The sequence below is a fragment of the Nitrospinota bacterium genome (assembly GCA_009873635.1).
Lineage (GTDB): Bacteria > Nitrospinota > Nitrospinia > Nitrospinales > VA-1 > LS-NOB.
The window spans coordinates 1-12,584 of sequence record WAHY01000040.1 but is presented as its reverse complement, the minus strand read 5'-3'; the positions used below and the strand labels follow the sequence as shown (position 1 = coordinate 12,584).

9 protein-coding genes are annotated in these 12,584 nt (G+C 39.7%); 4 read left to right on the top strand and 5 right to left on the bottom strand.

Annotated elements, in window-relative coordinates; translation table 11 throughout:
* Nucleotides 1–205, bottom strand: a 205-nt coding sequence (locus F3741_12475; GenBank protein ID MZG31592.1) for a hypothetical protein, incomplete at its 3' end; no start/stop codon positions are given.
* 142 nt (nucleotides 206–347) lie between these two features.
* Entirely contained in the window at nucleotides 348–2,927 is a 2,580-nt protein-coding gene (locus tag F3741_12470) for a tetratricopeptide repeat protein (GenBank protein ID MZG31591.1), read from the bottom strand.
* A 258-nt stretch (nucleotides 2,928–3,185) separates the two neighbouring features.
* Between F3741_12470 and F3741_12465 the strand changes: the two genes are divergently transcribed.
* Nucleotides 3,186–3,686, top strand: a complete 501-nt coding sequence (locus F3741_12465) for a hypothetical protein (GenBank protein ID MZG31590.1) — start codon at nucleotides 3,186–3,188, stop codon at nucleotides 3,684–3,686.
* Nucleotides 3,687–3,814: 128 nt separating this feature from the next.
* Here the strand turns inward: F3741_12465 and F3741_12460 are convergent, their stop codons facing one another.
* Nucleotides 3,815–5,638, bottom strand: coding sequence for a M20/M25/M40 family metallo-hydrolase (locus F3741_12460; protein MZG31589.1), 1,824 nt, complete (start codon nucleotides 5,636–5,638; stop codon nucleotides 3,815–3,817).
* A gap of 575 nt (nucleotides 5,639–6,213) precedes the next feature.
* Here F3741_12460 and F3741_12455 point away from each other — a divergent pair.
* Nucleotides 6,214–7,692 carry a glycosyltransferase family 39 protein gene (locus F3741_12455; GenBank protein MZG31588.1) on the top strand — a complete coding sequence of 493 codons (1,479 nt, stop codon included), beginning with the start codon at nucleotides 6,214–6,216 and terminating at the stop codon, nucleotides 7,690–7,692.
* Nucleotides 7,693–7,696: 4 nt separating this feature from the next.
* Here the strand turns inward: F3741_12455 and F3741_12450 are convergent, their stop codons facing one another.
* Nucleotides 7,697–9,457 carry a glycosyltransferase family 39 protein gene (locus F3741_12450; protein MZG31587.1) on the bottom strand — a complete coding sequence of 587 codons (1,761 nt, stop codon included), beginning with the start codon at nucleotides 9,455–9,457 and terminating at the stop codon, nucleotides 7,697–7,699.
* Nucleotides 9,458–9,875: 418 nt separating this feature from the next.
* Here F3741_12450 and F3741_12445 point away from each other — a divergent pair, with 418 nt between their 5' ends.
* The gene (locus F3741_12445; protein ID MZG31586.1) at nucleotides 9,876–10,988 is read left to right on the top strand and encodes a glycosyltransferase family 4 protein; all 1,113 of its coding nucleotides are present in this window, start codon (nucleotides 9,876–9,878) and stop codon (nucleotides 10,986–10,988) included.
* A 116-nt stretch (nucleotides 10,989–11,104) separates the two neighbouring features.
* On the top strand, nucleotides 11,105–12,178 hold the full coding sequence (locus F3741_12440; GenBank protein ID MZG31585.1) for a glycosyltransferase family 9 protein: 1,074 nt from the start codon (nucleotides 11,105–11,107) through the stop codon (nucleotides 12,176–12,178).
* Here F3741_12440 and F3741_12435 read toward each other — a convergent pair.
* On the bottom strand, nucleotides 12,168–12,584 hold a 417-nt coding region (locus F3741_12435; GenBank protein ID MZG31584.1), incomplete at its 5' end, for a glycosyltransferase family 9 protein. The genes F3741_12440 and F3741_12435 overlap by 11 nt on opposite strands.

Here is a 12,584-nt window from a genome sequence, read left to right as displayed (position 1 = left end):
TCAAATAGTTTTTAACTTCCTCTTTTTCGGCAAGGTTCTTCTGGAGCTCCCTGTTTTTATTCTCCAATTCCAGATCAAGTTGTTTGACCCTGACCTGCAAATCATCATAGGAACGTTGAAGCTGTTCTGTAACCTCATTAAAAACCTCCATATTTTTAATGAGGGCTTCTATATCTTTGCTTTTCTCTTTGCCGACTTCATTCATGGATAAATTGCCCAAGCAGGTTACCGGTTTTACAGTTCTAATTGGGCTTCTTTCAGTAACAATGAGTTCTTGCTCATTCTCGGTTATTTGGCTGGGTGTGAGGCAGGTTTAACGAAAGACACGATCTCATTATAAAATAAAATCATCCTTCTTTTAATTGTTTTTCCCAGTCCCTGATTTTTGACTTGGATTCCGCAGCCTTCCTGGTCAGGTCATCAGCGCTGTCGGTTTTTACCAGTCGGTTTAAACCTTCTGTAATCTTTGAAGGATCGCCAAGCTTCTCAAGGCTTTCAATGATGAGAAAATCCGCCCAGTCCCGGAGTGAATTATCGGGGAATAGCTCCCTCGCTGACTTCAACGCCTCCAAAGCAGGGCCAAAACGACTCAATTTGTATAAAGATATACCCAGGTTGTAATAAGCCTTTTGTAAATATTCTGGAATTTTCCTTTCTACACGGTCATAGCTAGAAATGGCTTTTTTGTAGGATTGCACTGCATCTGCCAGTTGATTCATATCCGAATAGGTTTCTCCAATGAGAAAATATATTTCAGCCTCATCCTCAGCTTTAGGAATTAAATCATTATAGGCGTTAAGGGCACCGGAAAAGTCACCTTTACCTTTTAAGGCATCTGCCATAAGCTTCATTGCATCTGTTATCCATTTACTCCGGGGATAATTTTTCAAAAAAGACTTCCCAACAATAAGAGCCTCGTCATAACTGGAGTCTTCCAGGTGAATTTGTCCTAGATTTAAAAAAACACGATCCTGATAAGTTTTTTGAGAATCCAGCTCTTTCACTTTTTCGTAGAACTTGACAGCTTCAGCAAACATCCCGATAGCCTGATAAGCCTCTCCCACCTGAAGGAGGGTTTGGGCATTGCGAACATCTCCAACCGGGAGACTGATAAAGTCGCTGTAGGAGTACAAAATAGGAAGGTTTCCGTCCTGTTTGGCGAACCTGTCGACCAGCGCAATCAGTGCCTGCCGAATATAGCGATCGGCTTCTTGAAAAAACCTTGATTCTGGTCCCAAAGGTAAAAGCTTTTTGAATTCATCTATTGCCTTGAGATAGTTTTGCTCCAATAAAAAAGCAACCCCTCTGCTCAAAGTAACTTCTGCCAGGATATCAACGCTTTGAGCCTCGGCAAAAATTTTATCATAAGTCTTGAACGGCTTGTAATAAGGGCCAACATCAAAAACAATATCCCTTATTTTTAAACGAGGCTTGCGCACACCAATATCAGCCATTCGAATTCTTCCATATTGAGTGTTCTCCGTTATTTCCAGGATTTCGTTGCCTTCTTCATCCAAAACGGGTTTACCCTTATCATCCAGTTTTTTGTCTTTCCTCTTACCGGATTCATCAAAAACTGCTAGGGCATTCTGATACTGTCCTTCAACGATGAAAGAGTCACCAATTCTATTCAGAGCCTTATGTGCATTTTTGGAAGCAGGGGCCAGATTCAAGAGGTTGAAAAAATGTTTTCTTGCCTTCTTATAATTCTTTTGAGAGAAATAAATCTCTGCCAACGCAAAATTTATTTCTGGTTTTTCGTTAAGTTCACCCGGCCAACGTTTGGCTCCGGCCTCAAATATTTTTAAAGCACGTGGGTAATCATTTTCCTGATAAAACTTGTTGGCAATCTCGAAAATTCCCGCCCTGGCCTCAATATTTTTTGGGGACTTCCTTAATATTTTCTGAAATGCTTCAAAGGCCTCTTCCAACCGTCCTTCTTTAACCAACATGGCAGCCAGGCTGTTTTTCCTGACATCATTGTATAGACTTTTGGGGTTGGCTTTGAGTCCCTGATTGTATAAGGTACGGGCCTCCAGGCTATAACCGATTTCATCAAATATTGTTGCCACCTTAAGCAGAGCATGGTCGTAAAATTTTGATTTGGGGAATTCCCTGATAGCCAGTTTGTAAGAAGCCAAGGCCTTGTCAAAGACCGGATTCAACTCCCTAAAAGTAATGCGGAATTCTGCTTCTGCTTTTAAATAATATATGTGGTCGAGGTATTTGCTTTCAGGGTAATTTTTTTGAAATTCTCCAAGCATTTTTGCGGCACTAGGGTATTTTGCCTGTTGGAATTCTGTTAATGCCTTCTTGTAATCCTCAAATCCGTTTATTTCTTTTTCTTCCTGAGATTTGGCAACAATTTCCCGGATTTCCTTTGGGCTATGGCCAACTAGTCTTGCTTTTTTGGGAAGTGGCGCTTCTTCAAGGGTTGTTTCAATGCCGGAACTCGGTTCAGGTTTACCAATTCTAGTTCTTAAAATAGAACGAGTCTCACCCTTGAGGTCCAATATAATTTGAGGTTTTTGAGGATTTACAGAATGAAAAAAACGGGTGTTTGGGTTTTTCAGCATGAAGGTAACTTGTAAATCCTCACCTATCGATCGAACTGAATACCCCTTAAGATTTTTATCATTAAACGATCTGCTTCGTAGCCGGGAACCCTTATTCATCTCAGGTATAATCAGCACAATACGCTTTTTGGCAAAATCTGCTTTAACCTCATAAGAGGACGATTCCGTCATGTTGACAAGAATCCGGGTATAGATAGGATGTGGTCCTATTTTTATAGTAGAAACCTGCCGACGCTGAATGGAGTCAAACCCAAATTCCTGAGCCCAAGCCATTTCACCTGCGCCCAACACACTCGAAAAAGAGATCAGGAAAAACAAAATGAGCCTGATAGAATTTAAAAAAATAGTCATAGTTTTTGACGTTTTAAATTTTTTCTATATAAAAGCAAAAAATATACCAACTTGGACCCAGAGCGATGCCGCCAGTGATCCAATCAGGCTAAAATCTTATTTTTAAAACATCTTAGTCAATAATATAATAAAAGCAGCTATATTAAATTTTACGACCATTTTACAGGAAAACATAACCTTCCCATTAAAAATAGCCGAATATTTGGCGGAATCCAATACGGACGAGTTTCTCAGAATATGTAAACTTTCAACTAACTCATGAACTCCTTAGAACACGATAAATTGAGATGGCGGGAAGCAGAAACCATCAGGAATATTCTTAAAAAACAAAATTCCCTACTTGGTGATTCTCTCGAAAAGCTCGACCACCTTATTTATTTACAGAAAAGCATCAACCTACTGAGCTTGGAGGAGATTTTCCAAGTAATGGTAGAAAAACTCCCATTTATCTTATCTGTGAAGTATTTCACATTTTTTCTTTTTGATAAAAACCGGCGCAGACTCACCCTCGCCAGCCACAATCACCCAGAAATCAAGGAAGGATACTCTCTATATCAAAATGATTCTCCTATCATGAGGGAAGCTACCACCTCAGGAAGATATATCTTTGAACAGGACTTTTCCATCTCACGTTATTTTCAAGGAAGAAAAAATCCTCTCTTTTCCTGTAAGTTCTGTGTGACTATCCCTTTGATGATAGAAAATGAAATTATTGGTGTCATGAACTTTAAAACTTTCACCTTCAAGACATCTACCTAATTTTTGTTAGGTCTTATAACAAATTGAAATTTATAAAGTTTTGCAAACTCACATAAGGAAAGAATGGTATTGAAAAATAGCCCTGTAATAAACTTAACAATTTACAGACAAGTTCATCATTGATTGAGTTATTTATAAATTTTATCAACCCTGGACAAAAAAAGTATGATGGATCGCGTGCACCCTAACAAATCAGGCATAGACAAACTTTCCCCAGGCTCATGCATTCTAGCCTCCGGGTCATAAGCACCCAGGCACAGTGGATGAACATTTCCCAAAGCATGCATAAGTTTCGCAACAAACGGAATCGTACCGCCACAGCCATAGAGGCATGCTTTTTCACCAAAGCCTTTTTCTAATGAATCCAGAATCAATGGGAAAACCGGATGCTTGATTTCCGTCATCCAGGGAGATGCTCCTTTGTCAGCAAGTATATCTAAAGTAAACCCAGGTAAAACATTCTCTTCAAGATACGACCTCAGGGCCTCATTAGCTTGCAATTCGTTGTTTCCAGGGGCCAACCTTATTTCCACCAGAGATCTTGCAGATTTTTCATCATATCGATGAACTAAAAAATCGTGATCAACTTTTAGTGACTCGACCTGCATCATTTTTACTTTCTTGGTTCGCAGTTCTTCAAGTCTTGGATGCCAGTGACCTTCATTGGAAATAAGTTCATCTATCATGCAAGCCAATTGCAATTCTGGAATCGGAACCGGACCTCCATTGACCCCTGAGTGCGGGTCTTTTTCAGCAGAACGTAGCAAAATATCAATTGTTAATGGGTTCTCACTGATCAAATCTGTTTTTATTTCCAGATTAAAACGGTTATGTTCCGCAAGTATAATTTTCAAACGTTTTTGAAACTTTTCCGGATCACTAATATCGGGAAATATCAGTCGTGCTCCAGCCGCTCCAAAAATCACGCTTCCTGAAACCCGGTGTCCCGGTCGGGCATTTGCAAACGAGGTCCTCAATTGTGCAATCAGCATTGAAGGAATATCTTCTGAAACTGTAAGCCGTGTACCTGGAAGCAAACCGGCGCTTTCTCTCAAAGCCAACACAGAAGTCGGAACCTTTGAATACCCTTCCCGTTCAAAATCCGTAACAGGCTGATCCATATTTGCTATCTTTTCAATTCGCAAAGAATGATCCGTTCTTATTAAAGTTGCGATTAACTTGTAAAGAGCTGTTTGCTCATCGATATCTGGTTGCACACCGTCTGATTTCAATGTCACATCCATCTGGATAACACCTCGCAAGGAAGTAGTAAGACCCGGCTTTCCTTGCGCTGGATTCACCACATCAGTAATGACAACACAGTGAACTCCCTTAAAAAAATCCTTATTTTCACAAATCTGGTCTATTAAGCTATGAGAACCGCTTTCTTCCTCAGTTTCATAGATTATCTTGATATTACATGGAAGTGATTCTTCCCAGTTATCTGCCGGTTGCTTTTCACTTAAATACTTGAACAGGGCATCGATCGCCATACCAATTGAAACAACTCCGCTCAAATCATCGGCGGCTCCACGCCCATATGCCCTGGAACGGTCTTCATTCCACCTCAATTGAGTTGGTGGTATACCGCCCCACTTTTCAAAACGTTCATCATCCATATAAGGTTGCTTATCAAGATGCGCATAAAAAAGAACAGTAGGTTTCGATTCGGACACAAACTTTTCAGCCATCAAAATCGGGAAGGAGCTGCTGGAGGGAGAATCATTTATTTTAACTTTTGACATACCTATCCCCAATAGATAGTCACGAGCACATTCCAGAATTTCATGCATATCACTGGGAGTGGTTCTATCCCCCGCAAACTCATTGACACCAAAACTACGGCTGTCTATGCGCACCATTTCTTCAAGCACTTTCATGTGCATTTGCACCAGTTCAGAATCCTGACGCAAGGCTTCCAGGCAAAATGAGTATAGAGATTCAGTATTCATGGCAAAAATAGATTTTGTTTCTAAGATATTAAGTTGTAATTCAACCTAAAACCACACACATTATAATATTAAAAGATCAACTTTAAGACTATCACAAGTATAACGAAGCAGTATTTACTTCATGAATAGGATGATATAAAATTTATATGCCGTCAGGTTTGTCAAGAACCTCAAGCTATTAGAACAGTCTTTCGCATAAATGCATTTCCTTAGAATATTAACATGTTGCAAAACATTAAAAATTTTTTCAAGCTCTGCCAAATTATAAGGGCAAGAGGAAACTGGCCTCTTATCCGAAAATCAAAAAAACAATTGTGGGATTTTTTCCTTTGCCAGAATGGATTGATACAAAAACCTTTTTTTTCCGCCATGATATACTGGTTCAAAATGCTCAAAGGCTTGGATATTCTGGTTTGGCGACTCGAAACCTTTGGTTTTTTGTTCAGCCCAAGATTAACCGATAATGACCGAAAGCATATAAACCAATATTTGAAATAAATTTAACAGAAGTAATTATTTTTCAGAATTCGTCACTGGCTTTCTCTTTCAATTTTTAACCCCCCAAAACATATAATTTGAATTCAACTCTTAATGACAAGAGGTTTCAGGTTTCATTTCTGATTTTTTCCTCGCTCTTAATATTCCTGGGCCGACAACTGGACACAGGCATCACTAATTTTGACGATGCCTATTACGCCCAGAAGGCAAAGGAGATTTTAGAATCCGGATCCTTTTGGATCATCACTTTTTCCGGAGCACCGACCTTTGACAACACTCCCCTTCCTCTCTGGTTTACAGCTTTGGCATTCAGCATGTTTGGGGTATCCAGTTATTCCGCGATTTTCTCTTCAGCCCTGTTTGCAACTGGAATCGTTCTGATCACGTATAAATTGAGTGTATTGCTTTATAAAGATTACTGGGTCGGTTTTGCCTCAGCTTTTGTTTTACTTTTTCCAGGGATATTTGTCGATGCTTCCCGTAGAGGAATGGTCGATATTCCCCTGGCGTTTTTTGTCACACTATCATTTTATGCTTATTTAAAAACCAGGGATAACAAGCGCTGGTATATAATCTTTGGTCTCTCTACCGCAGGAGCAATACTGTCAAAAAGTGTTCTTGGACTCTTTCCCCTGGTTATCGTCGGAACATTTTTCATTTTAAGCAAACAATGGAAAGAAATCATAAATCCATGGTTTATAGCGGGATGCCTAATAGCTCTTTTTTTAGGGTTCAGTTGGCACATTATAAATTGGCAGCACTTCGGCCAGGGCTTTATTGGCAGTCACTTCGGATGGATAATTATGGGCAGGAGTTTTGGCGGAGCCAAAGAACCCTTTTATTTTTTGGGATATACAAAAGACTTTTTGAGAAATTACTGGCCCTGGCTTCCTTTTGCGTTATGGGGTCTAATACAATTTGGGAAACGCGGATTTATTGAGAGAGACAAAGTATCCTTATTGCTCTTCCTTTGGCCTGTTATCACTTTATTGATAATGAGTTCGAGTAAAAACCAGACACTCCGTTATTTGCTCATGATTTTTCCTGCTCTCGCCATCATATGCGCAAAAACTATCTCTGACTGGCTGGGCCCTGACAAAAAAAATTATGCCATGGGTATAATGGTCAGTGTCGTTGCTATAACCATTCTATTTATTAACGCGACTTTTTTTCAGGTCAAAGTTACTTTAGCGCAAAGCAGTAAAGAAGTCAGGGAATTGGCTGCCACAATAAACCTCAATACCCCCGAAAATCAGACAATAGGAAACTACTATCTCACAGCATCAAACCCCAGATTGGCATTGCGGTTTTATTCTGATCGTGACATTGAAACGAATGTTATACGCGACCCTGAACAGTTAATAGAAATTCTATCCTCTAATCCAACAAAGACATGGTTAGGGTCCACCCCCGAGCTCAAGAAGCTGATAAATCTTTACCCTGAAAAAATTTATCTAATTGAAGCCAATGACAAATACGCATTTTTTACTTCAATGATAAACCAGGACAAAATAAGTTACGATTTTTCAAAAATTCGACCACCTATAATCAAATAAATTTTTACTTATTTGACAATAAATAAATTTTTTCTGTAAGTTCTGAAATTTCTCCAGACTCGCCTTTACTGATAAACCCTTCAATTTTTTTCCTATCAAAATCTCCCCTCAACCAAGCAATATCTTGCTCTAAAACCTTTAAAGGAAGGCTGGAAAAGTTTTCCTTGAAACTTTTTTCCCGCATAACTATAAAAACCTGCTCATCTGTATCAACAAATTTCTGAACTTCATTTGGCTGTGAAAGCCCGAAGACCTTTTGCCCAGTCAGCACACCAAGCCTTGCTCTTTGGTTCCCCAACTGATACACCGCTACATAAGCCGAATTATTTTCCGCAATTATTTTCGTGGAAAACTTTTTCATTGGATAACGGTTAATATGTGGAATAATCTCACCACTTAAAAAAGAGAATGCAAAAACCAGAGAAAAGGAAATCACGAAGACCTGTTTTCCATACTGGCGCTTCTTAACAAGCCTGATGATACAAATACCGGCCACAAGGAAAACCGCTGACAACAGGAAATATACATATGGGATATCATAAATTTGGTTAAGAACATACAGCGCCCCACCTGAAGTTATTGCGATCCCGAAAAATATTACAGCTGTGACCAAAGAAGATAATTTATAGCCCGCCCTGCCCAAGTCTGCATATCTTAAATCCGAAAAAAACTTTGCAACAATCATGGCAACCGCCGGGGAGGCCGGCAACATATAGCGACTATGCTCTGTCCTTACAATTGTGAAAAGAGCAAGGCATACAAAAATCCAGATATAACAAAATAATATGGGTTCATTTACCTTTCTGAACAGAACTTTTATATGATTACTGATACTATGGGAAACATTCTTTAAATATCCACTTAGCCCAGAAGCGGGCCTAATGAAACAACTTTGAAGACCTGATTGGTGGAAAAATACTACCAGAAAAAACAATATCCAAGGTAAATTATATCGAAACAACGCCCCAAAAAAGTAGAGGCTGAATGGGGTGTCATGAACAAGCCTGTTGGTGATCTCAGCTCCAACAATATGATTCTTGAACTCATCTCCATGAAGAAAAAACATTATTGAAAACCATGGAAGGATCACCAAAGCTAAAATCACAAGACCCTTCCCAATTTGCATTTTTGACCAGACCCCTCGTCCGGTTATAAGCAAAAATATTACTGCCGTAAGAATGGGAATGATGACTGCCGGGGGCCCCTTTGTCATGAAGCCCATAGCCGCAGCAAGATAAAACAGACTGATTTCGGCCTTACCTTTAAAGTCATTTTTATATGAGCATAAAAAATAATAGATCGACAAAAGAATAAAAAAATTCATCACTATGTCAGTCGTTGCCCATCTTGAAATCTGAAAATGCATATACATGGCTGGCAGGATTAAAGCACTGTATAATGCTGTCTGCTCTTCAAACAATCGGTTAGAAAGAAAATAAAGAAGAGCAATCGTCAGGGTCCCAAAAAACACGGAAGTCAATCGGGCCGAAACCAAACTAACACCAAATATCTTGTAAGAAACAGACATCAGCCAGTAGTAAAGGATAGGCTTAGCAAACCTCTTTTCATCGTGGTACATGGGAGTGAGGTAATCTCCTGATTCGACCATGGTACGAACGGATTCAACATAGTAGTTTTCATCACTATGATAAGGAGGGACCTCTCCCAGCTTATACGACAAGGCAAAGAAACACACAATCAACCAGAGGAATACCAATTGATTATTTGTCTTCTTATTTAAAAGGTTTTGGAGGGAGGTCAACATTAATCAGTGTTGATTAAAATGAAGGTAGACTATGAAAAAGAAAAGTATTTGCCCGCACAGACCAAACACCGAGAATCTCTTTAGGATATTAAAGATATTGCAGATTTTTAGCTGTAAAATATCTTCCACTCCATACCAACGAATCCTGCCATACTGATTCATCACAATAATTAAATAGAAGAAATAAAGCAACCATGATAATCTCAAAAAATAATTTTGTTTTCTTTCTATTTTCAAACATGAAACCTGTTACTGGCCATTAATTAAATAGGGTTCACCACATTGTGCGTATTCTCTTTCGGGAAAATACCTGAAATAAACTCTGACAGCATTTCTGTTTCTTAACTGACAACTACTATTCCAACAATCCTGAGCCAACAACATGATACCTCCTATCAATCTATATTAAGATATAAATGTGAAAATCTGCCTGCTCTGTTTTGACATCTCAAATAATTCCCTGGGAAGGGCCGCCTTACTAGCAAGTGCTCTTTCATCTCATCATGACGTAAAAATCATTGGAGTATCAAAAAATGGGGCCACTTGGTACCCCATGCGTGATGTTGATATTCATATTGAGATCTATCCCTGGAGACGCTATCCATTCTTTATCTCTACCATCCGTAAAATGCTTCGGGATATGGATGCAGATATTTATATTGCCTGCAAATTGCGGCCGACAAGTTTTGGAATAGCTTTATTGAAAAAATGGTCTTCCCGAAAACCTGTCATACTGGACATTGATGATTGGGAAGCAGGGTTCTATTATCACTCTGGTTTTTGGGGGAGTGTAGGCCGTTTTATGAATTTTTCCAATCCTAATGGATTGCCTTATACCTGGCTCATGGAAAAACTCGTTGGTTTTGCCGATTCTATCATTGTCAGTAACAAGTTTTTGCAAAACCGTTTTTCTGGCTGCCTGATACATCATTGCCGTGACACATCTATTTTAAATCCCGAAAATTTTGACTCGCAGAAGGTTAAAAAATCACTGGGACTGGAAAATAACCGAGTGATTATGTTCATGGGCACACCCCGGGCACATAAAGGAATTGATGATCTTATCAAGGCATTTGAGAGTTTAAACCATTCAGATCTTAGACTTGTATTTATTGGAGCTGAACCCTCATTCAATCCAAGACAGGAAAAAATCGTAGTCCTGCCCAAAACATCGTTTAATGATTTGCCAAAGTATCTCTCCGCAGCTGACATTCTGGTAGTCCCCCAAAGAGACACCACGGATACACAGGGGCAAATCCCGGCCAAGCTGTTTGATGCCATGGCAATGGCAAAGCCAGTAATCACTACCCGTGTATCTGATATTCCGGAAGTACTGGGAGGAAATGGATATCTCGTTGAGCCAGGTGATTCTGACGGTCTAGCCCGTGCTATTCAACATGTGCTCGATCAACCTCTGGAGGCCACTGAAAAAGGTATTCGGGCAAGAAAAAGATGTGTGGAGCTCTTTGATATTAAGGTTATGGAAAGGAAATTGCTGAAATTGATAGAGAAAACCATTGAGAAGTTATAAAAACCACTTAATATTCAAACAGCTTTCAATCCACACTGATCTAGTTTTACGATCAAGGGAATATAGTCTATAATCAAAATGTTTAACCATTGGCTTGAACTTTTCTCGCCTTTTGAATGGAGTTTAGTTTTATCTTGCTTAGTTTTCCTCGTGAAAAATTACCTAAAAATCCTAAGTTTCTTATTATCAAACTGCGATCCCTTGGAGATGTGGTTTACAACACAGCAGTATATTCTCCTTTAAAAAGAAGTTTTCCTGATTGTCATCTAACGGTATTGGTGGAGCATTTTTCCGTTGATGTAGTTCGCAACCACCCCGACATTGATCGTGTCTTATGTTTTGAGAAAAAATCCTTTCTACATCAACTCAAGTTTTATTACGAGCTTTTTTCTACACACTATGATGTTGTGATAGATATGCATGAAGGAACAAGGGGGGGCGTCATGTGCTTTGTCACCCAGGCGCCCTACCGAGTTGGTCACAAATTTGCCAAACGATCTTTTCTATACAATGTAAAGCTTGAGTTTAGGGACCTGCATCCCAAGCAACCTATTGATTATCAAGTTGCATTAATAAAAAAAATGGGGGTGGAATTTGAGGAAGTCGCCCCATCCGTTCACATATCAGAAACTGCAAACATCAAAGCCAATGAACTTTTACAAGAGCATGGCATAGCCGCAGATGAGCCTTTCTGCATTATACATCCAGGGGCAAGGCCTTATGACCGCTGGGAACCTGAAAAATTCGCCCAACTCGCAGACAAAATATATTCACAATACCATATGAAAATTTTATTGACTTGCGGGCCGGGCCAGGAACACTTGATTGATGAAGTAACATGCGAAATAAATAAAGCGCCCTATTCGTTTTTCAGTACAGACCTGGACACGCTAGGGGCAATAACCCAGAAAGCCAGATTTGTGGTATGCCATGATGGGGGTTATATGCATTTCGCGTCTGCTCTTGGTGTGCCTGTCGTAGGTATGTTTGGATGGACAAACCCGGAAATTTGGCGGCCTCCAGGAAAAAATACAACCATCATATCCAAAGAAATAGAATGCCGTCCTTGCAACCTGCAGACAAGAAAAGAAGAGTGTTGGAACGGCAAACCCGAGTGTAAAAGTCTCATCACAGTAGAAGATATTCTCTCAGCAGTCACTGAAGTGTACCCGTCGCACACTACAGGCTAGTTTTTTCTGCCAACATTTCTTCTACCTTTTCCCAAACCTGATCAACCGTAATACATCTAAAATATAAATCTCCCGGGTCTTGCTCTTCGACATAATCATCACTTTCTGGATCAATTGTAATGACCCTGAATAAATGATCCGGAATGTCATAGGGCCCTGAACCCAAAGGCGAAATTGTTCCAAATAGAGCTACAATCGGAGTACTCATGGCAAACCCTATATGCATGGGACCTGTATCAGAAGTTACCATGAGCCCTGCCTTCGATATGATGCCAGCATTTACCATGAGAGGTTGACCACAGACATCCATTACCCTGGCAGTATTGAGTTCCTTTGCAATTTGTTGAGCTCGGTTTTTATCATTTGGACCACCCCCTAAAATGATATTCCAGGATGTTGCCTTAAG